The sequence below is a fragment of the Curvibacter sp. GW821-FHT01G03 genome (assembly GCF_059422285.1).
The window spans coordinates 87,341-106,547 of sequence record NZ_JBWKWP010000005.1; the positions used below are offsets into that span (position 1 = coordinate 87,341).

17 protein-coding genes are annotated in these 19,207 nt (G+C 66.8%); 6 read left to right on the forward strand and 11 right to left on the reverse strand.

Features of this window, described 5'->3' with window-relative positions:
• Positions 1 to 165: 165 nt before the first annotated feature.
• From AC07VS_RS08240 to AC07VS_RS08250, 3 genes are read right to left on the reverse strand one after another with little or no spacing between them, the layout of a single operon-like run.
• On the reverse strand, positions 166 to 1,035 hold the full coding sequence (locus AC07VS_RS08240; RefSeq protein ID WP_494750685.1) for a DMT family transporter: 870 nt from the start codon (positions 1,033 to 1,035) through the stop codon (positions 166 to 168).
• On the reverse strand, positions 1,032 to 1,589 hold the full coding sequence (locus tag AC07VS_RS08245; RefSeq protein ID WP_494750686.1) for a methylated-DNA--[protein]-cysteine S-methyltransferase: 558 nt from the start codon (positions 1,587 to 1,589) through the stop codon (positions 1,032 to 1,034). Before AC07VS_RS08245 ends, AC07VS_RS08240 begins: the two co-directional genes overlap by 4 nt.
• A 60-nt stretch (positions 1,590 to 1,649) precedes the next feature.
• Positions 1,650 to 3,281: a DNA-3-methyladenine glycosylase 2 family protein gene (locus AC07VS_RS08250; RefSeq protein ID WP_494750687.1), complete on the reverse strand. Its 1,632-nt coding sequence runs from the start codon at positions 3,279 to 3,281 to the stop codon at positions 1,650 to 1,652.
• 178 nt (positions 3,282 to 3,459) lie between these two features.
• Between AC07VS_RS08250 and AC07VS_RS08255 the strand changes: the two genes are divergently transcribed.
• Positions 3,460 to 4,884: a phosphomannomutase/phosphoglucomutase gene (locus tag AC07VS_RS08255; protein ID WP_492349140.1), complete on the forward strand. Its 1,425-nt coding sequence runs from the start codon at positions 3,460 to 3,462 to the stop codon at positions 4,882 to 4,884.
• A gap of 54 nt (positions 4,885 to 4,938) precedes the next feature.
• The gene (locus tag AC07VS_RS08260; protein ID WP_494750688.1) at positions 4,939 to 6,255 is read left to right on the forward strand and encodes a 3-deoxy-D-manno-octulosonic acid transferase; all 1,317 of its coding nucleotides are present in this window, start codon (positions 4,939 to 4,941) and stop codon (positions 6,253 to 6,255) included.
• Positions 6,256 to 6,408: 153 nt separating this feature from the next.
• Here the strand turns inward: AC07VS_RS08260 and AC07VS_RS08265 are convergent, their stop codons facing one another.
• The 8 genes from AC07VS_RS08265 to AC07VS_RS08300 all read right to left on the reverse strand — a co-directional run bounded on the left by AC07VS_RS08265 (position 6,409) and on the right by AC07VS_RS08300 (position 14,672).
• Positions 6,409 to 6,561, reverse strand: a complete 153-nt coding sequence (locus tag AC07VS_RS08265; protein WP_494656204.1) for a HepT-like ribonuclease domain-containing protein — start codon at positions 6,559 to 6,561, stop codon at positions 6,409 to 6,411.
• Between the two features lie 114 nt (positions 6,562 to 6,675).
• The gene (locus AC07VS_RS08270) at positions 6,676 to 6,966 is read right to left on the reverse strand and encodes a nucleotidyltransferase family protein (RefSeq protein WP_494750689.1); all 291 of its coding nucleotides are present in this window, start codon (positions 6,964 to 6,966) and stop codon (positions 6,676 to 6,678) included.
• Positions 6,967 to 7,052: 86 nt separating this feature from the next.
• Positions 7,053 to 8,411, reverse strand: coding sequence for a TolC family outer membrane protein (locus AC07VS_RS08275; RefSeq protein WP_494750818.1), 1,359 nt, complete (start codon positions 8,409 to 8,411; stop codon positions 7,053 to 7,055).
• A 34-nt stretch (positions 8,412 to 8,445) separates the two neighbouring features.
• Positions 8,446 to 8,787: a rhodanese-like domain-containing protein gene (locus AC07VS_RS08280; protein ID WP_494750690.1), complete on the reverse strand. Its 342-nt coding sequence runs from the start codon at positions 8,785 to 8,787 to the stop codon at positions 8,446 to 8,448.
• 19 nt (positions 8,788 to 8,806) lie between these two features.
• Complete coding sequence (locus AC07VS_RS08285) at positions 8,807 to 9,472, reverse strand: protein-L-isoaspartate O-methyltransferase family protein (RefSeq protein WP_492349135.1); 666 nt, start codon at positions 9,470 to 9,472, stop codon at positions 8,807 to 8,809.
• Between the two features lie 22 nt (positions 9,473 to 9,494).
• Positions 9,495 to 12,701 (reverse strand): efflux RND transporter permease subunit, encoded by a 3,207-nt coding sequence (locus AC07VS_RS08290; RefSeq protein WP_494750691.1) that lies wholly within the window; start codon positions 12,699 to 12,701, stop codon positions 9,495 to 9,497.
• A gap of 6 nt (positions 12,702 to 12,707) precedes the next feature.
• Entirely contained in the window at positions 12,708 to 13,943 is a 1,236-nt protein-coding gene (locus AC07VS_RS08295; RefSeq protein ID WP_492349133.1) for an efflux RND transporter periplasmic adaptor subunit, read from the reverse strand.
• A gap of 18 nt (positions 13,944 to 13,961) precedes the next feature.
• Complete coding sequence (locus AC07VS_RS08300; RefSeq protein WP_492349132.1) at positions 13,962 to 14,672, reverse strand: TetR/AcrR family transcriptional regulator; 711 nt, start codon at positions 14,670 to 14,672, stop codon at positions 13,962 to 13,964.
• Between the two features lie 163 nt (positions 14,673 to 14,835).
• Here AC07VS_RS08300 and msrA point away from each other — a divergent pair, with 163 nt between their 5' ends.
• The 4 genes from msrA (at position 14,836) to AC07VS_RS08320 (ending at position 19,207) form a co-directional block, all read left to right on the forward strand.
• Positions 14,836 to 15,372 (forward strand): peptide-methionine (S)-S-oxide reductase MsrA, encoded by a 537-nt coding sequence (gene msrA, locus AC07VS_RS08305; protein WP_494750692.1) that lies wholly within the window; start codon positions 14,836 to 14,838, stop codon positions 15,370 to 15,372.
• Positions 15,373 to 15,473: 101 nt separating this feature from the next.
• On the forward strand, positions 15,474 to 15,911 hold the full coding sequence (locus tag AC07VS_RS08310; RefSeq protein WP_492362985.1) for a hypothetical protein: 438 nt from the start codon (positions 15,474 to 15,476) through the stop codon (positions 15,909 to 15,911).
• Positions 15,912 to 16,006: 95 nt separating this feature from the next.
• The gene (locus AC07VS_RS08315) at positions 16,007 to 18,151 is read left to right on the forward strand and encodes a TonB-dependent receptor (protein ID WP_494750693.1); all 2,145 of its coding nucleotides are present in this window, start codon (positions 16,007 to 16,009) and stop codon (positions 18,149 to 18,151) included.
• Between the two features lie 105 nt (positions 18,152 to 18,256).
• Positions 18,257 to 19,207 (forward strand): AEC family transporter, encoded by a 951-nt coding sequence (locus tag AC07VS_RS08320; RefSeq protein ID WP_492349119.1) that lies wholly within the window; start codon positions 18,257 to 18,259, stop codon positions 19,205 to 19,207.

Below are 19,207 nucleotides of genomic sequence, written 5' to 3' on the forward strand. Positions count from 1 at the left end.
GGGCGCAGGCCTCAAGGCCTGGGGTGAGGCCTTCAGCCTGAGGCAGGGCGCCGGACTGTGTTACTGCACACAAGTGTAGAGGGATGGTGGCCCGCCTCAGGGCGCGCCAGGGCGTGTCCAAGGGGGGGCAAACCCGGGGAGGCCCCCTGCCAGGGCTGCGTTTGCCTATTTCTTGATCTGTATCAGGCCGGTGGAGAGCGCGGTGCCGCAAACGATCACCAAGCCGCACAGCACCATCCATGGCGTGATCTGTTCGCCCAGAAACAGGCCACCATAGGCCACGGCGAACAGGGGCGTGACGAAGGTGACCGTCATGGCACGGGCCGGACCGGCATGCAGGATGAGCCTGAAATACAGGATGTAGGCAATGCCAGTGCAAAACACCGCGATCGCAGCGATGGCGGCCCAGGCCTGCAGGCTGGGAGCCTGGGCTGGCCACGACAGGGCGGTGGGCACGGCCAGCACCAGGGCTGAGCCCAGTTGGCTGCCGGTGGCATTGGCCAGGGCGGGCACCCCACCGAGGAAGCGCCGCGTCAGATTGGCGGCCCAGCCATAGCAGAACGTGGCCGCCAGGCAGGCCAGCACGGCGAAGCCGCTGCCACCGGGTTTGAAGCTGGCCTTGTCCACCGCCAGCAGCACCACGCCCGTGAAGCCGATGGCCAGGCCCAAGGCCTTCATGCGTCCAGGGCGTTCACCCAGCCACAAACAGGCCAACAGGGCGCCACACAGGGGGGTGGTGGCATTGAGGATGGCCGCCAGCCCGGTGTTGATGGACAGCACGGCCCAGGCGTACAGGGCGAACGGGATCGCTGAATTGACCACGCCGATCAGCAAAATCGACCGCCATTGGGCCTTCAGTGCCGGCCACTGCCCCCGCGAGACCATGATGGGCCACAGAAAGACCGTGGCCAGAATCACCCGCAGGCCGGCCGTGGCCAGCGGGCCGAACTCGGAGGCCCCCAGACGCATGAACAGAAAAGACGCGCCCCACAGCGCTGCCAGCAACACAAACTCCAGGACCCAGGCGGCGCTCATGCGGGCACCTCGGTCCACAGCAAAGCCTGGCTGGCAGGCCCATCGGGCAGGGCCTGGCCTTCCAGGCGCAGCAGCGCCTGCTTGCGCTCCAGGCCACCGGCATAGCCGGTCAGGCTGCCATCGGCGCCCACCACTCGGTGGCAGGGCACGATCACCGACACCGGGTTGCGCCCCACGGCGGCGCCGACCGCTCGTGCCGCGGCGGGCCGCCCCAACTGGGCGGCCAAGGCCCCATAGCCCTGCAACTGGCCGCAGGGGATGCGCAGCAGCGCTTGCCACACGGCCTGCTGGAACGGCGTGCCCTGGTTCAGGTCCAGCGGCACGGAGAACTGCCTCAGGTGCCCCTGCAGATAGGCCTGAAGTTCATCACGGGCCTGCAGCAGCAGGGCGTGCCCGGGGGCCAGCGGCCAGGCGTCCGGGCCATCGAGTCGGGCCGGGGCGTGGCGCTGGCCGGCAAACCAGGCACCGGCCAGGCCGAGTGGGCTGGCTGCGAGGTGCATGGGGCCCAGCGGGGTGTCAAACACCAGTTGAACCCGTTCAGAGGGGGAGGTCATCGGCAAATCCTGTGGGGTGAATGCGGGGAAGTGGGGAGGGGCGGGGCCCGGAGGGCAGCGTCAGGCCGTGTCGGGCGCCGTGGGGGGGCCGTGTCCCCAGATGCGCAGCACGGCATAGCCGCGCCAGGGTCGCCATGCGGCCGAGGCAGCTTCGGTGGCCAGCAGGCGCTGGCGCGGCGTGCTGCCTGGCTGGCGCGTGCCCAGGCGCTCTTGCAACACACCGTCGCCAGCCGGAAACGCATCGGGCCAGCGCAGGGCACGCAGCGCGATGTACTGAGCTGTCCAGTCGCCAATGCCGGGCAAGTCGGTGAGTGCGGCCAGGGTCTGGGCCAGGGGAGCGCTGCCATCCAGCGTCAGGCGCCCTGCGAGCAACGCCTGGGCCAGGGCCATCAGGGCGCGTTGTCGTTGTCGTACGATGCCCAGTTCGCCCAGGCGGGGGGCCAATCCCTGCCCATCGTCCAGAGCAGCCAGGGCCGCAGCATCAGGAAACACGCAGGTCAGGCCCACAGGGCGTGGGATGTCGGCGGGCAGTGCCTGCCCCAGCAGGTCGACCAGGCGTTGGCACAAGGTGCGCCCACCCGCCACGGTGACCTGCTGGCCCAGGATGGCACGCACCGCCAGTTCAAACCCGTCCAGTGTGCCCGGCACGCGCAAGCCGTTGAGTGGCCCGAAGTGGGGCGCCAAAACCTGGTCGAAGGCGCCTGGGTCGGCGTCCAGGTCCAGCCACTGGCGCACCCGGCGAATCACGGTGGGCAGGGCAGGGCTCAGGCTTTCGCTGCAGGTCAACAACACCTGGTGCGGTTGCGTTGGCCAATGCACCTGTACCCAACCGATCAGCGGTTGGCCTCCGCCGTGCAAGGCTGGCAGGCGCAGCGTGCGCGCCACGCGCAGGCCATCGGCGGCCTGCTCAATGGCTTCCAGACCCTGCAAGGCCCGCTGGGCCAGAAACCCAACCAGGCCCGCCTGGTCGTAGGGGGGGCGGTAGGCCAGGCGGATGGCGGTCTGGGCGGTGTCCGCCACGGCGGGGCTTTTGCGCCATTGGCTGGGGTTGAGGCCGTAGTGTTCAACAAAGGCGGCATTGAAGCGGCGCAGGCTCGCAAAGCCACTGGCCTGTGCGATGTCGGTCACCGGCAGGGGGGTGTCAGTCAGCAACTGCTTGGCCGTCAGCAGCCGCCGGGTCTGCAGGTAACGCAGGGGTGCCACCCCCAGGCTGGCTTCAAAGACACGCCTCAGGTGCCGGTCGCTCACCCCCAGGTGAGCGGCCAGCCGGGCCATGACGGGGGCTGCGTCCGGTTCGCCGACCTGAGGCCAGTGGCTGGGGTCGTCCAGCCAGCGCGAGGCCTCGGCAGCCAGAATCCGGCGCGCATCGGTGCTGGACCACGCCAGTGTCTGCGGGGCCAGCTCGGGTCGGCAACGCAGGCAGGGGCGAAAGCCCGCCTGCTCGGCCTGGGCAGCCAGCTCGAAGAAGCGGCAGTTCTCGCGTTTGGGCGCACGCACCGTGCAGACCGGGCGGCAATAGATGCCGGTGCTGGTGACCCCCGTGAAAAAGTGGCCATCAAAGCGCGCATCGCGGGTGCTGAGCGCCAGGTAGCAGGCCTCGGGGTCGGCGCTCAGCCCCGCGGGCTGCGCCCGCCCACCCGCCCGGGGGGGGCTTTCGGGCAGCGCCGTGGAAGGGACAGGTGGTGAGGCCATGCCGGCATGATACGCAGCGCAGGGTGATGCGCTGGCCGTTTTCGGACCCCGTCCTTCCCCTAAACGGATGAGTAAGAATTTGTCAACTCAGGCTTTCCCCTCACTACAATCGGTCGGAGTTCCGGCGCGTGGTGTGCCGGTTTTGATCAGTGACACATCCTCCGTACGGGCTCTATCCATGCAAGTGAATGCAGCGATCTTCAAGGCTTATGACATCCGGGGCATTGTGCCCACGACCCTGAACACCGAGGTGGCCGAGGCCCTGGGGCTGGCATTTGGTGCCGCTGCCCAGGTGCTGGGCGAGAAGACCGTGGCGGTGGGGCGCGACGGCCGTTTGAGTGGGCCGTCCCTGGTTCAGGCGCTGATCCGTGGCCTGATGGCGGCCGGCATCGAAGTGATTGATGTGGGCGCGGTGACCACGCCCATGCTGTACTTTGCCGCCAGCACCCTGTGCCGCAGCGGCATCCAGGTCACGGGCAGTCACAACCCCAAGGATTACAACGGCTTCAAGATGGTGCTGGCTGGCAAAGCCATCTACGGCGATGAGATCCAGGCCCTGCGTCGCACCATGGAGGCCGACAGCGCCCCGCGCCTGGCTGGTGGCAGCGTGCGCCAGGCCGATGTGGGCCCTGCTTACCAGGACCGCATCGTGGGTGACGTGAAGCTGGCCCGCCCGCTGAAGATCGTGGTCGACTCGGGCAACGGCATTGCGGGTGCATCGGCCCCGGCCATCTTCCGCGCCCTGGGCTGCGAGGTCACCGAGTTGTTCAGCGAGGTGGATGGCGACTTTCCCAACCACCACCCTGATCCGAGCAAGCCCGAGAACCTGCGTGACCTGATGGCGGCACTGCAGGCCGGTGATGCCGAACTGGGCCTGGCCTTTGATGGCGACGGCGATCGTCTGGGCATCGTCACCAAGGACGGTCAGAACATCTTCCCCGACCGCCAGATGATGCTGTTTGCACGCGACGTGCTGTCGCGTGTGCCTGGGGGCGAGATTGTTTTCGACGTCAAATGCACCCAACGCCTGGCCCCTGAGATCCGTGCTGCCGGTGGGGTACCGGTGATGTTCAAGACCGGTCACTCGTTGATCAAGGCCCGCATGCGTGAAACCAATGCCCCTCTGGGCGGCGAAATGAGCGGCCACATCTTCTTCAAAGAGCGCTGGTATGGCTTTGACGATGGCACCTATGCCGGTTGCCGCCTGCTGGAGATCCTGAGCCGCCACCCCGACGCCAATGTGGTGCTCAATGGCCTGCCGCAAAGCCATTCGACACCCGAGTTGAACGTGGCCTGTGCCGAGGGTGAGCCGCACCGTGTCACGGCCGAATTGCAGGCCGCCGCCCCCGCCTTCCTGGCGCAGCGAGCCACGGCGCGGGGGCAAAGCGTCACGCCGGCCACCCCGACGATTTCGGCCATCGACGGGCTGCGCGTTGACTGGGCCGATGGTTTCGGGCTGATCCGGGCCTCCAACACCACGCCGGTGCTGGTGCTGCGCTTTGAGGGGCAGGATGCCGAAGCCTTGCACCGCATCGAGGGCGACATGCTGGCCCTGCTGCGGCAGATCAAGCCCGACGCCCAGGTTGGCAGTGCGGCTCACTGACGCGGCGGCCACGGTGTCGACCGCAGGGCCTCCCCCATCCTGGGCGGGCCGCGCATGACGCTGGTGCGCACTTTTTACTCGGCGGCCCTGGTGGCTGCACAACCCTTGTTGCGGCGCAAACTGGCGCGCCGTGGGGTCACTGAGCCGGGGTACCTGGAGGCGATCGAAGAGCGCTTCGGTCACTACCGGCAAGCACCCGGGCAAGGCTTTGTCTGGGTTCACGCGGTGTCGCTTGGTGAGACCCGGGCTGCCGGGATCCTGATTGCTGCCTTGCGGGCCGAATGGGCACGCCGAGGCTGGTCATTTCGATTGCTGCTGACCCACGGCACCGCCACGGGGCGGGCTGAAGGCCAGCGCCTGCTGCGTGACGGTGATGTGCAGGTCTGGCAGCCCTGGGACACGCCGGCGGCGGTGCAGCGTTTCGTGCGCCATTTCCAGCCGGCGCTGGGGCTGATCATGGAAACCGAGGTCTGGCCCAACCTGATCGCGGCCTGCCAGGGGGCGGGGATCCCGCTGGCCCTGGCCAATGCGCGGCTCAATGAGCGCTCACGCGCTGCGGCCCAGCGCTTGCGCTGGCTCAGCGAGCCGGCCTACCGAGGCTTCAGTGCCGTCTGGGCCCAGACCGAAGACGATGCCGGCCGCCTGCGCGCCGTGGGGGCGCCGGTGAAGGCGGTGTTGGGCAACGTCAAGTTCGACGCCCAGCCTGACGAGGTCCAGCAGGTGCTGGGGCGGGCGCTGGCGCGCCGCCTGGACAACGAACGGGGTCAACGCGTGGTGCTGCTGGCCAGCTCGCGCGAGGGCGAGGAGGCAGCCCTGATCGAAAGCTGGCGCAGCAACGCCGGCAGCGTGGGCAATGCCGCCATTCAATGGCTGGTGGTGCCGCGGCATCCGCAACGCTTTGATGAAGTGGCTGAACTGTTCAAACGCGCGGGCTTGACGGTGGCCCGGCGCAGCCAATGGGGCGATCTGGCGGCCCCGGTGCTGCCCCCTCAGGCCGATGTCTGGATCGGCGATTCACTCGGTGAAATGGCCTTGTATTACCGGCTGGCCCGCCTGGCCCTGCTGGGCGGCAGTTTCGAACCCCTTGGGGGGCAGAACCTGATCGAGGCCTGTGCCAGCGGCTGCCCGGTGCTGGTGGGCCCGCACACCTTCAATTTTGCCGATGCCGTCGAGTTGGCCCTGCAGGCCGGCGCGGCCTGGCGCGTCAGCGACATGGCCCACGCGGTGGGCCAGGCGCAGGCCCTGCTGGCCGACGAGCGCCGTTGCCTGGACGCCGCCCAGGCGGCGGTGGCCTTCACCCAGGCCCATCGGGGGGCGGCCCAGCGCACGGCGGAGGCGGCGGCTGGTTTGTGGGCGGACGTGAACGCTTGATCGGGGCGGGAACGTACCCGCCGCCGTTTGACTTCAAGCCTCTTTCGTTGCGGGATCGTCGCCGTTGAGCAGATCCTCTTGGGCCCTGGTGATGAGCACGCTCAACGCCGGCAGGTCGCTTTGGAGGGGCTGCCAGACCACGCCAAGATCGACTCAGAAGTAACCGTGCGCCAGAGCATTGCGCATGTCGTCGGCAATCGAAAGGGGCAACTCTGGATGTGCCGCCGCGAACCTGGGGTGGTGCTTTTCGATGTTGTTGGCCGCTTCGCCGATGATTTCCAGGTGACGGATCACGGCGTCTTGCACCAGTTTTTGATGGAGAAACGCCCGGGGCATCCAGGTGTATGGCGTAGGCGCTGATGCGATCCAAGGCTTCCTGGATGTGGGCGAGGTAGTCGCGCAATCGCAGCTCATCACGGCTCATACTGGAAGCGCTTCCGCCAGAACCCGGGCTCGGAAGCTGTCTGGAAGCGCATGGGGTGTGAGCACGTCCACCTTCACACCCAGCAGCAGGCGCAGCTCATGCATGATCGCGCCGATATCGAAGAGGGTCGTTTGAGGCGTCGGGTCAGTCAGGAGATCGAGGTCGCTGGTGTCCGTATCGCTGCCATGCAGCACCGAGCCGAACACCCGAGCATTTCCAGCCCGGTGAGATGCAACGACTTCACGGATCGCGGCTCGGTTCAAGGCCAAGGCTTCAGAAGGTCTCATGGGCTTTGCTCCCGCAATGAAACCTGATGCCAGGGCCAGGCCCTGTCAAAAGGCTGCCGGGGTTTCGGCGCCATGGCGCATCCGACTCAAGGCACCAGCAACTGATTCACCGCCTGCAGGTCTTCCGGTTTGAGGCTGCCGTTGGCCTGGCGCAGCTTCAGGCCGCCGAGCAGCACGTTGTAGCGGGCCTGGGCCAGGTCGCGTTTGGTCTGGTAGAGCTGGCTTTGCGAGTTCAGCACATCGATGTTGATGCGCACGCCCACCTGGTAACCCAGGCGGTTGGCGTCCAGTGCCACCTGGCTGGAGGCCTCGGCTGCCTGCAGAGCCTGCACCTGGCTGGCCCCCGACACCACGCCGTAGAACGCGGTGCGGGTGGCCTGCGCCACGTTGCGGCGGGCGGCGTCGAGGTCGCTGCGGGCCTTGTCTTCGAGCGACAGGGTTTCGCGGATGCGGTTCTGCAGCGCGCCACCGGCGTACAGCGGGATGTTCATGGTCACGCCAATCGAGCCCTGGTAGATGCGCGAGCTGACGGTGCTGGTAGGCGACAGGCTGGAGCCGTTCTCATTGCGGGCGTAGCCATAGCTGCCCGTGAGGTCGACCGTGGGTTTTTCGCCCGCCTGGGCTTTGCGCACCTCCAGTTCGGCCACGTCGACGGCGGTCTGGGCCAGTTGCACGCTGGGGTGTTCGTTGGTGGCGTCAATCCATTGACTGATCTGCTCGGCCGGCGGCGCGCTGATGGGCACGTTGGGCTGCAGGGGCTTGGGGCTGGTGTTGTTGCGGCCCACCAGTTGATCCAGGAACAGACGCTTCACCCGCAGGTCGTTCTGGGCAGCGATCTCCTGGCTGAGCACCAGATCACGCCGGGCCTGGGCTTCGCGGGTGTCGGTGATGGTGGCGGTGCCCACCTCGAAGTTGCGCTGTGCCGACGCGAGTTGCTCTTCGACAGCGACCTTCTGAGCCTGCACGAAGACCAGGCTGTCTTGTGCGGCCAGCACGTCGAAATAGGCCTGGCTGACGCGCACGATCAAGTCCTGTTCGGCCAGGGCCAGTTGGGCATCGGCCTGCTGCAGCAGTTTTTCGCCTTGCTGGTAGGCCGCCAGGTTGCCGGGGCGGTACAGCGGCTGGGTCAGGTTGACCCCGTTTTGCCGCACGCCATACGGGTGCTTGAAATAGGGCACCGAATCGATGTTGCCCGATACCGTGCTGCGGGTGATCGAGGTCTGCATGCCAATCGTGGGGCGCAGATTGGCCTTGGCCTGGTCGGCGCGGGCCAGCGTGGCCTCGAACTGCGAGCGGGCACCGCGGTAGCTGGCATCGTAGTCGCGAGCGGCCTGGTACAGCTCGTCCAGGCTCTGGGCGTGAAGCGAAGCACTCAGGCCCGTGGCCAGGCCGATCAGGGTCAGCAAGGCGGGCAGGCGCCGCAGGGCGTGTAAGGAAACTGGCATGGAAAGCATGAAAAGGGCACTCCGGGGAGGTTCATCAATAAACGGGTACTTCGGGGTCGCGCTCCAATGCCCAGGCGTGGATGCCGCCGGCAATGTTGACGACCGAATCAAAACCGTTTGCTGCCAGGAAGGCAGCGACGCGCTGGCTGCGGGCCCCGTGGTGGCACAGGCAGGCCACCGGGATGGCGGGGTCCAGTTCGGCCAGTCGCGCCGGAATCTCTCCCATCGGAATGCTGACCAGTCGGAAGTCCGCCGCAGGCTTGATGCTGGCGGTCTGCAGCTCCCAGGGTTCGCGCACGTCCAGCACGACGGGCTGGATGCCGGGGTGGGCCTGGAGCCAGTCGTGCAGGCTGGCGGGTCGGACTTGGTCAATCATGCAAGGGTTCCGGTGAGGGTCAGAAACGGAAGCGCGAAGGCTCGGGGAAGTTTTGCAGGCGGGGCGCGATGGTGTCCCAGGGGGTCTTGGTCTCGAAACGCTTGTCGCCGCTGCGGGTGATGTAGTGGGCGCGCATCACAGGCTCGTCGCCCACGATGGCGAACAGGCGGCCACCCACCTTGAGTTGGTCCAGCAGGGCCGCAGGCACTTCGGCCACCGAGCCGCTGAGCACGATCACGTCGAAGGGGCCGTCGGCCTGCACGGTGCGGGCGCCATCGGCCAGGCGCACTTCCACGTTGTGGATGCCGGCGCGCTGCAGGTTGCCACGGGCGAACTCGGCCAGTTCAGGGTTGATTTCCAGGCTGACCACGCGCTGCGCCTGATGCGCCAACAGGGCGGCCATGTAGCCCGAGCCGGTGCCGATTTCGAGCACTTTTTCGTTCTTCTGCACCTTCAGCTCTTGCATCACGCGGGCTTCGTACTTGGGGGCCAGCATCACCTGGCCGCCGGGCAGGGGCACTTCCATGTCGACGAAGGCGATGGCACGCTGGCTTTCGGGCACGAAATCTTCGCGGTGCAGGGTGTTGAGCAGTTCCAGGATCTCAGGCGCATGCACATCCCAGGGGCGGATCTGCTGTTCGATCATGTTGAAGCGGGCTTGCTCGAGGTTCTGGGGCATGGACATGTTGGGGTTCTCCGGCGGTGGATCAGGACAAACCATCGATTTTAGGCGGGCTGGCCGGTGTTTGGCCGCGCTGCCGCGAACGACGCAGCCAAGCCGTCAGGTCATCAAGGTAGCAATACACCACGGGCACCACGACCAGCGTCAACAAGGAGGAGGTGATCACCCCCCCGATCACGGCCTGGCCCATGGGGGCTCGCTGCTCCGAACCCTCGGTGATGGCGAAGGCCAGCGGCACCATGCCGAAGATCATGGCCAGCGTGGTCATCAGGATGGGGCGCAGCCGCACCCGGGCGGCCAGCAGCAGGGCCTCTGCACGGGGCAGTCCGGCCACCGGCTGACCTTGCTCGTCCAGGCCGCCCTCTCGGGCCCGAATGGCAAAGTCGACCAGCAAAATCGCGTTCTTGGTGACCAGGCCCATCAGCATCACGATGCCGATGATGGAGAACATCGACAGGGTCGAGCCAAACATCAGCAGGGCCAGCACCACCCCGATCAGGGTCAGGGGCAGCGAGGTCATGAGGGCCAGGGGCTGCAGAAAGCTCTTGAACTGGCTGGCCAGGATCATGTAGATGAAGATGATGGCCAGCGCCAGGGCCGACACGGCGTAGCCAAAGGACTCGGCCATGTTCTTGGTCGAGCCGCTGAAGGCATAGCGGTAACCTGGCGGCAATTGCACACCCTGCATGGCTTTCTGGATGTCGGCGGACACCTCGCCGGCCGAGCGGCCGTACACGTTGGCATTGATGGCCACCTCACGCGTCAAGTCGCGGCGGTTGATCTGGTTGCTGCCTGCGGTGTCGAGGACCTGGGCCACCTGGTTGAGGCGAACCACCCGGGTGCTGCCGTCTGCGGCGGTGGCCAGGGCAAAAGGCAGTCTTTCCAGATCTTGCGGGCTGTTGCGGGCGTCCGGGGCCAGGCGCACGTTGATGTCGTAGGTCTGGTCGTCGGGCGCCCGCCAGGTGCCTTCGGTCTCGCCAGCCACCAGCAGGCGCAGCGACTGACCCACCTGGCCCACGCTCAGGCCCAGGTCGGAGGCCGCATCGCGGCGCAACTGCACCGAAATCTGTGGGGCCGCGTCCTTCACGCTCGAATCCAGGTCGACCAGGCCCGGGATGCTCCGCACCTTGTCCATCACCAGCCGGCTCAGCCGTTCCAGTTCGTTCTGGTCTGGGCCCTGCAGCGAGAACTCAACCTGCTTGTTGCCACCCACCGAATCCAGCAGGCCCACATGGGTGACCGTGATGCCCGGCACCTGGCGCAGGCGCTCGCGCAGGACGGCCGACATCTGATCCACGCTGCGGCTGCGCTGTTTGCGATCGACCAGGCGCACGTACAGGCTGGCGTACATCTTGCCCTGGGCGGTGCCGGTGTTGAGGGTGGCCAGGGTGTAGCGCACCTCGGGCGCCTCGCGCACGATGGCCTCGACCTGGCGTGCCTTGGCCTCGGTCGCCTCCAGCGACGAGCCGACCGGGGTGTAGAAGTTGACGGTGGTCTCGGAGAAGTCGGCCTTGGGCACGAACTCGGTGCCCAACAGCGGCACCATCACCACGCTCAGCACAAAAATGCCCAGCGCGAGCAGCAGGGTGGCCAGGCGGTGCCCCAGTGCCCAGCGCAGCAGGGTCTGGTAGCCCTCGGCCAGCCATTCGGTGGCATCGTCAAACGCGCCGGTGACCCGGCCGATGGTCTTGTCGTACAGGGTGACGGGGGCTTGCCGCTCGCCATGGGCGTGGATGCTGGGGTCGTGCCAGACGGACGACAGCATGGGGTCGAGCGTGAAGCTGACAAACATCGAGATCATCACGGCGGCCACGATGGTGATGCCGAACTCGTGGAAGAACTTGCCGATGATGCCCTCCATGAACCCGATGGGTAGGAACACCGCCACGATGGACAAGGTGGTGGCCAGCACCGCCAGGCCGATCTCCTGGGTGCCGTCGAGCGAGGCCTGGAAGGCTGTCTTGCCCATCTGCACGTGGCGCACGATGTTCTCTCGCACCACGATGGCGTCGTCAATCAGCAGGCCCACGCACAGCGACAGCGCCATCAGCGTGATCATGTTGATGGTGAAGCCGAACAGGTTCATGAACAGAAAGGTGCCGATCAGCGCAATTGGCAGGGTCAGGCCGGTGATCAGCGTGGAGCGCCAGGAGTTCAGGAACAGGAACACGATCAGCACCGTCAGCACGGCGCCTTCGATCAGCGTGCGGCGCACGTTGTCCACGGCCACCCGGATCGGGCGCGAGCCATCCAGGATGGGCTGCAGGGTGAGCCCCGGGGGCAACTGGCCCTTCATCTCGTCAATGGTCTTGTACAGGCCATCCACCACCTGGATGGTGTTTTCGTCCTGCGCCTTCTGCACCGACAGCAGCAGGGTGCGCTGGCCGTTGTACAGCGCCAGGCTGTCCAGCTCCTGGGCGCCGTCGGACACGCGGGCGACCTGCTCCAGGCGCACCGGGCTGCCGCCGCGCCGCGCCACGATCAGGCGACCGAAATCCTCGGGACGCTGCATGCGGGCGTCAATCTGCACCACGCGCTCCTGGGCCAGCGAGCGCACCGAGCCCACGGGCAGGTCCTGCGCCTCATTGCGCACGGCGGCCGCCACCTGATCGGCCGTGACGCCGAAGGACTCCATGGCGGCCGGGTTCAGGTAGATGTTGATTTCGCGCTTGGTGCCGCCCACCAGCGACACCGAACCCACACCGCGCACGTTCTCCAGTCGCTTTTTGAGCACCTGGTCGGCCCAGTTGGTGAGTTCGACCGGGCTCATGCCCTGGCGGCCATCGGGCCCGGCTTCGGGCAGCACGGCCAGCGACCACACGGCCTTGCTGGCTGGATCGAAGCGAAGCACGCGTGGTTCTTTGACCTCAGTCCTGAAATTGGGCCGGATCGATGCCACTTTCTCGCGCACATCTTCGGCGGCCTTGCGACCGTCGATCTGCAACTGGAACTCGATGATGACCACCGACTGGCCCAGGTAGGTGCGCGACGTGAGGTTGTTGATGCCGGCGATCGAGTTGACGCCTTCTTCGACCTTCTTGGTGACCTCGCTTTCAACGATCTCGGGCGAGGCGCCGGGGTATTCGGTAGTGACCACCACCACCGGGAAGTCGATGTTGGGGAACTGATCGACCTGCAGGCGCTGGTACGAAAACAGGCCCAGCACCACGATGGCGAGCATCACCATGGTGGCGAACACGGGGTTTTTCAGGCTGACGCGGGTGAACCACATGGTGCGTCAGTTCCGGACGGCCGGGGTGGCCTGGGTCGATGCGGCTGCAGCGGCGGGGGCTGTGGCGGGGGCAGATTCGGCAGACATCTGCACTGCCGTGCCTTCGCGCAAGGGCCCCAGTTCGCCGCGCAATACCGCGGTGCCTTCGGGCAGATCGGGCACCGCCACCCAGAGGTCTTGCGCTACATCGCCGCGGGCACCGGGTGTCACCGCCAGGTGCTTGACCTGGCCCTGCAGCACGGTCTGCACATAGGGCTTGGGTTTGTCGGTGCGCACAGCCGAAAGCGGCACGGCCAGCGCTTTCACGCTGACGGTGTCGAGCATGCCCTGGGCGAACAGGCCCTGGCGCAGCACCGGGCCGGTGCTGCCGGGGGTGTCCAGCGTCAGGTAGGCCAGCACGCTGCGGCTGCCGGCCTGGGCACTGGGGTTGATGCGTGAAACCGTGGCCCCCACGGTGGCACTGTCCTGGCCGTTCTGCTCGATGCTCAGCCGCGCCCGCTGGCCCACGTGCAGGGCCAGCGAGTCGGCGGGGCTGAACGTGGCTTCGAGTTCCAGCCGGCTCAGGTCGACGATTTCCAGCACCTTGCTGTCCACCGGCAGTCGCTCGCCGGGTTGCGCCAGTCGCTGCGCCACCTGGCCGCTGATGGGGGCTTTGAGCACGGTGTCCTCAAAGGTCTTGCGGGTGACTTCGACTGCGGCCTGGGCGGCCTTGTAGGTGGAGATGGCGGAATTCAGCGTGGCCAGTGAGGTGTCCAGCGCGGTCTGCGAGATGAAGCCCTGGGCCACCAGCGCCTTGTTGTTGTCGTACTGGCGCTGAGCGATGTCGATCTGCGCCTTCGCCGAATCGGCCTGATCCTGGGTCTGACGCAGCCGGAACTGAAACTCGGTCACTTCGATGCGCGCCAACACCTGGCCTGCCTTGACGCTGTCACCCTCGCGCACCGTGAGCTCTTGCAGCTCGCCGGGCACCCGGGTGCGGATGAAGGCCGAATTGACGGCCCGCAGCGTGCCCGACACCGGCAGGCCCTGGCTCAGGGTCTGGACCTTGGCCAGCACCAGGTCGGTCGGGGCCAGCTCGATCACCGGTTGCGCCCGCTGACTGGCCTCAGCCACCACCGCCTGTTGGGCCTTGCGGGCCGACAGGGCCCGCAGCACGCTGAAGCCCAGGGCCAGCACGACCAGGGCCAGCACGGCCCACTTGATCCACCGGCTTCGGCCGGACGAGGGTTGCATTTGCGTCATCACTTGTCTCGTTGTTATTCAGGGGGCGGGTGGGCCTGATGGGGCGGCTGGCGCGCTGACACCGGGGGCACGTGTCTGCAGCCCATCGACCAGCAGGTCGATCTGCTGGTCGATGAAGCGCTCGGGCGACATCTCGAAGTCATTGGGGGCGCAAGCCCCGACCGAATGGCGCCACATCATCAGGAAAATCATGGGCGACATCACGCAGTAGACCGCGTGGTCCATGTCCAGCGGGCGGAACTCGCCGCGCGCCACGCCGCGCTCCAGGATGCGGCGGATCAACTGGCGCCCTGGCAGGATCACCTCTTGCTGGTAGAACTCGGCGATCTCAGGAAAATTGCGCGCCTCGCTCATCATCAGCTTGGTGATGCCGGAGGCCTTGGTCATGCCCACGCGCTCCCACCAACTGCGCATGGCATAGGCCATCAGCTCGGCGCTGGTGCCGGTAAAGGCTTCCAGCTCGGCCTGCCATTCGGTGAAGCGGCCGGAGATGTTCTCCCGCACCACGGCCTTGAACAACTCTTCTTTACTGCCAAAGTACAGGAACAGGGTGCCCTTGGACACCCCGGCGCGGGCCGCCACCTCTTCGGCCCGAGTGGCGGCAAAACCTTTTTCAACGAACAGGTCGAGCGCGGCCTCCAGCAGTTCGCCGGGGCGGGCTTCCTTGCGGCGCTCGCGCTTGGCATGGCTTTCGCTGGCAGAACAGAGCTTGAATTTGGGCAGGGGCATGGGGTTAATGACTGATCGGTTAGTAATGTAACGTTCGCATTTGCCGCGCGTCAAGCCAGGAGGCCGCTCAGGGTCGGGCGGAGACGATGACCCCCGGCATGCGATTCTTTCGGGGGCAGGCTACATTGCGGGATTGTGTTGTTGTGCAAAAAGGCTTGAAAACATGACGATCGAGACCATCACCCTGGGCGGCGGCTGCTTCTGGTGCACCGAGGCCGTCTACGTGCGTGTGCGCGGTGTGCTGGACGTGGAGTCGGGTTACTGCAATGGCCAGGTGGTTCAGCCCAGCTATGAGCAGGTGTGCAGCGGTAGCACCGGCCATGCCGAGGTGGTGCGCCTGCGCTTCGATCCGGCCGTGATTTCGCTGGACGAGATCCTGCAGATCTTTTTCTCGATCCATGATCCGACCACGCTCAACCGGCAGGGCAACGATGTGGGCACCCAGTACCGCAGCGGCATCTATGCCGAGGATGCGGCGCAACTGGCCCAGGCGCAGGCCTTTGTGGCTGCCGTGAACGCCAGCGGCACCTGGCCCCAGCCCGTGGTCACGGAGGTGGCCCTGCTGGACAACTATTGGCCGGCTGAGGATTACCACCAGGACTACTTCGAGCAGCACCCGGGCCAGGGCTATTGCGCCTTTGTGGTGGGCCCCAAGGTGGCCAAGTTCCAAAAAACCTTTGCCCGTTTTCTGAAAGGTTGAGCTGGTTTTTGTCACAATCCCGTGACTGTGCGACAGCACAATCGCTGTTTGCGCCGGTCACCGCCCAGTTCCGTTTTGTGAAGATGATTTCCCTGTCCGCCATGAAAGTCATGCCCGCGCCCGGCCTTGCCGACGTGTGCGGTGCGTTGCTGCGCGCGGGTGGGCGGCGCCTGGGGTGGGTGGGCTTGCTTCTGGTGCTGGTGCTGGCCCCTGTGTTGGGGCAGATGCACCGGATCCACCACCCGGCCTGGCGCGCTGCAGCGGCGCCGGCTGTGCTCGCTCTGACCCCTGACACGGCGGCTGCTGAGCCAGGGCAGGTTCGCGCAGAGCAATGGCTGGATCGCCTTTTTTCACACCACAGCGGCGACGCAGACTGCCTGGTGTTTGACCAGTTGGGGCATGACGCGCCGCCCCAGGCCATCGCCGTGGCCGACCTGGGCCCGGCATTGAGCCATTTCCTGCCCTGGTGGCTGGATGCGACCCTGGTGGCCACCACGGCCGCCCGCTGCCAGGCCAGGGCGCCCCCCCTATCTCGTTGATGTCTGCCTGATCGGGCGGCCAAGCTGGCCGCCCCCGCCGCGTTGCCCATGGGGTGGCGCGGCGTGTGTCCGACCCTGTTTCAACGAGATTCGCCATGACTTCCTTGCCTTCTGCTGCGCGTTTGGCGCGCCTGCCTTCCATTCGTCCCAGCCTCTTGCACCTGGCCTGCCTGTCCCTGATTGCTTCGGTGCCCCTGGCGCAGGCCCAGAGCAGCACCGAAGCCAACCCCCCTGCCAGCAGCAGCCCTGGCCCGAGCCTGCGCGAGGTGACCGTGACCGGCAACCCGCTGGGCGCCTCCGAGCTGGTGGTGCCGGTCACCTCCTTGCAGCGGGACGAGCTGACCGAGCGTGCCCGGGGCACCCTGGGCGAGACCCTGGACGGCACCCCGGGTGTGAGCAGCACCTATTTCGGACCCAATGCCAGCCGACCCATCATCCGGGGCCTCGATGGGGACCGCATCCGGGTGCTGAACAACGGCGGCGCCACCGTCGATGCCTCGGCCCTCAGCTTTGACCATGCCGTGCCGCTGGAGCCCATCACGGTGGACCGCATCGAGGTGCTGCGAGGGCCGGGGGCCCTTCAATACGGTGGCAGCGCCGTGGGCGGCGTGGTCAATGTGATCGACAACCGCATTCCGCGCGAAGCCCTGGACGGCGTCACTGGCAAGGTCGACCTGGGCCTGGCCAGCGGCAACCGTGAACGCAGCGCCGCCGCGATGGTGGAAGGCGGCAACGATCGCTACGCCCTGCATGTGGATGGTTTCAAGCGGCGCACCGGGGACGTCAACGTGCCGGTCAGCCTGCCTTGCGAGAAGACCGGGGCCAGCCCGCAGGCCAGCCGCATCTGCAACTCCGCCAGCGACGCGCAGGGCGGGGCGGTGGGGGGGAGCCTGTTCTGGGACAAGGGTTACCTGGGCGCCTCGGCGGCCACCTACCAGACCACCTACGGCACGGTGGCCGAGGACAACGTGACCATCGGCATGCGCAGCAACCGCTACGCGTTGGAAGGCGAGTGGCGCCCCCCGGTGGCTTTCATCCAATCGATCAAGGGGCAGTTCAGCCATTCCGACTACGCCCACACCGAGTACGAGTCGGGTGTGGCGGGCACGCGTTTCACCAATCAGGGCAATGACTTGCGGCTGGAGGCGCGGCATGAACGCTTTGTGGGCCTGGACGGCGTGATCGGCCTGCAGGCCGAGACGGGCCGCTTTGCGGCCTTGGGCGAGGAAGCCTTCGCGCCGATGAGCCGCAGCAGCAGCCAGGCCTTGTTCATCCATGAGGAACTGCCGACCTCCTGGGGCAAGCTGAGCGCCGGCGCCCGCACCGAGAGCGTGTCCGTGCGTTCGCTGGGCAGTGCAGAGACCAGCCGCTTTGAGTCCGGTGAGCGACGCTTCAACCCTCACAGTGCGGCGCTGGGGGCCCTGTACAAGCTGAGCCCGGCCTGGCAGATGACGGGCAATCTGGCCTATACCGAGCGGGCCCCCAAAGACTACGAACTGTTTGCCAACGGCCCCCACATGGCCACGGTGGCCTGGGAAACCGGGGATTCCTCGCTGGGCAAGGAGCGCTCCACCAGCGCCGAACTGGGCCTGCAATGGAAGCAGGGCGCTCATCAGGCCTCCGTCAATGCCTATCAGACGCGCTTTCGCAATTACATCGGTCTGTTGGCCACCGGCGATCAGCTGACGGCCGACGGTCAACGCAACCCTGCCGACAGCAGCCTGACCACCTACCCCGAATACCGCTACAGCGGCATCCGGGCCCGCTTCACCGGGCTGGAGGGCAACGCGACCGTGCGCTTGATGGGGCCGGGCGGCCTGCAGCCCGGTGGCAGCGCCGGGGCACTGGATCTGTTGCTGCGGGGCGACCTGGTGCGGGCCATCAATGCCGACACGCTGGACCCCTTGCCACGCATCGCCCCGGCCCGCCTGGGGGCTTCGCTGGCCTGGACGCGCGGGCCCTGGTCGGTGCGCGGTGGCTTTGACCACTCGGCCGCCCAATCCCGGGTGCCCAGCGACAGCCGCGCCACCTCGGCCTACACCTTGTGGAACGCCATGGGCAGCTACAAGACCACGGCCCGCCTGGGCGGGCAGGCCACGCAGATGCTGTGGTACGCACGCCTGGACAACCTGACCAACCAGCTGGCCTACAGCGCCACCTCGATCCTGACCACCACGGCGTACCCCAAGGCGCCCTTGCCCGGGCGCAGTCTGAAGGTGGGCTTGCAGATCGCGTTCTAGGTCCTGGTTGTCAGACAACCCGCGCCAAAGCAGCGACAATCGGTGGCTTGATAGCGGCCCGCAGCGTGCGGGCCGTTGTGTTTTGGCCCACCAGACCGTTTTGCCGTGAATCATCCTGTCGTTGTTGCCCTGCTGCCCGTTGTCCTGTTCATTCTCACGGGCTACGTGGCGGGACGGCGGCGCTGGATTGGCGGTGGGGCGGTGCGTGACCTGTCGAACCTCGTCTTCATGCTCTTGCTGCCCGCCCTGCTGTTTCGCACCATGAGTGCGGTGCATCTGGGGCAGCTCGACTTCAAGCCCATCGCCATGTACTTTGGCGCGGCCGGTCTGGTGTATGCGCTGGTGATCGCGGTGAAGGGTTACAACCCCACAGGCGCGGTTTTGGCCCTGGCCGGTACCTTCAGCAACACCGGCATGATCGGCATTCCCTTGATCGGGCTGGCCTATGGGCAGCCTGGCATGGTGACCCTGTTCACGCTGATTTCACTGCATTCGCTGGTCTTGCTGACGGCCGGCAACATCGTGCTGGAGCTGGCGGCCCAACGCGAAGATGCCCGCCGCGGCGTGGCCCCGGCGCACAGTGTGTGGGTGACGGTAGGGGGCGCGTTGCGCAAGGGCATCATCCACCCGATTCCGCTGCCCATCCTGGCCGGCTTGCTGTTCGGATCGACCGGTCTCAGCATCCCGCCGCTGCTGGACCAGCCGCTGCAGTTGCTGGGCAATGCCATGGGGCCGATCGCCCTGGTGTTGGTGGGCGTGACCCTGGCCTACGGCTCGGTGGGCAGCCACCTCAAGGGGGCGCTGATGATGGCGGGCGTGAAAAACGTGTTGCACCCCGCGGTGGTGCTGGCCCTGGGTTGGCTGCTGGGGCTGGGGGGCGTGCCCCTGGCGGTGATGGTGGTGACCGCCGGGCTGCCAATCGGCGCCAATGTCTACCTGTTCTCGCAGCGGTATGGCGTGGCCGAGGAACTGACCACCGCCAGTGTGGCGGTGACCACCGTCATGGGGTTGGTCACGCTGCCGCTGGCCATGCTGCTGGTGCGCGGCGTGCTGTGA

What these genes read in the sequence shown, in the direction of transcription:
- AC07VS_RS08240 (WP_494750685.1), bottom strand. Translation starts at nt 1,035, where the DNA reads ATGAGCGCCGCCTGGGTCCTGGAGTTTGTGTTGCTGGCAGCGCTGTGG.
- AC07VS_RS08245 (WP_494750686.1), bottom strand. Translation starts at nt 1,589, where the DNA reads ATGACCTCCCCCTCTGAACGGGTTCAACTGGTGTTTGACACCCCGCTG.
- AC07VS_RS08250 (WP_494750687.1), bottom strand. Translation starts at nt 3,281, where the DNA reads ATGGCCTCACCACCTGTCCCTTCCACGGCGCTGCCCGAAAGCCCCCCC.
- AC07VS_RS08255 (WP_492349140.1), top strand. Translation starts at nt 3,460, where the DNA reads ATGCAAGTGAATGCAGCGATCTTCAAGGCTTATGACATCCGGGGCATT.
- AC07VS_RS08260 (WP_494750688.1), top strand. Translation starts at nt 4,939, where the DNA reads ATGACGCTGGTGCGCACTTTTTACTCGGCGGCCCTGGTGGCTGCACAA.
- AC07VS_RS08270 (WP_494750689.1), bottom strand. Translation starts at nt 6,966, where the DNA reads ATGAGACCTTCTGAAGCCTTGGCCTTGAACCGAGCCGCGATCCGTGAA.
- AC07VS_RS08275 (WP_494750818.1), bottom strand. Translation starts at nt 8,411, where the DNA reads ATGCCAGTTTCCTTACACGCCCTGCGGCGCCTGCCCGCCTTGCTGACC.
- AC07VS_RS08280 (WP_494750690.1), bottom strand. Translation starts at nt 8,787, where the DNA reads ATGATTGACCAAGTCCGACCCGCCAGCCTGCACGACTGGCTCCAGGCC.
- AC07VS_RS08285 (WP_492349135.1), bottom strand. Translation starts at nt 9,472, where the DNA reads ATGTCCATGCCCCAGAACCTCGAGCAAGCCCGCTTCAACATGATCGAA.
- AC07VS_RS08290 (WP_494750691.1), bottom strand. Translation starts at nt 12,701, where the DNA reads ATGTGGTTCACCCGCGTCAGCCTGAAAAACCCCGTGTTCGCCACCATG.
- AC07VS_RS08295 (WP_492349133.1), bottom strand. Translation starts at nt 13,943, where the DNA reads ATGACGCAAATGCAACCCTCGTCCGGCCGAAGCCGGTGGATCAAGTGG.
- AC07VS_RS08300 (WP_492349132.1), bottom strand. Translation starts at nt 14,672, where the DNA reads ATGCCCCTGCCCAAATTCAAGCTCTGTTCTGCCAGCGAAAGCCATGCC.
- msrA (WP_494750692.1), top strand. Translation starts at nt 14,836, where the DNA reads ATGACGATCGAGACCATCACCCTGGGCGGCGGCTGCTTCTGGTGCACC.
- AC07VS_RS08310 (WP_492362985.1), top strand. Translation starts at nt 15,474, where the DNA reads ATGAAAGTCATGCCCGCGCCCGGCCTTGCCGACGTGTGCGGTGCGTTG.
- AC07VS_RS08315 (WP_494750693.1), top strand. Translation starts at nt 16,007, where the DNA reads ATGACTTCCTTGCCTTCTGCTGCGCGTTTGGCGCGCCTGCCTTCCATT.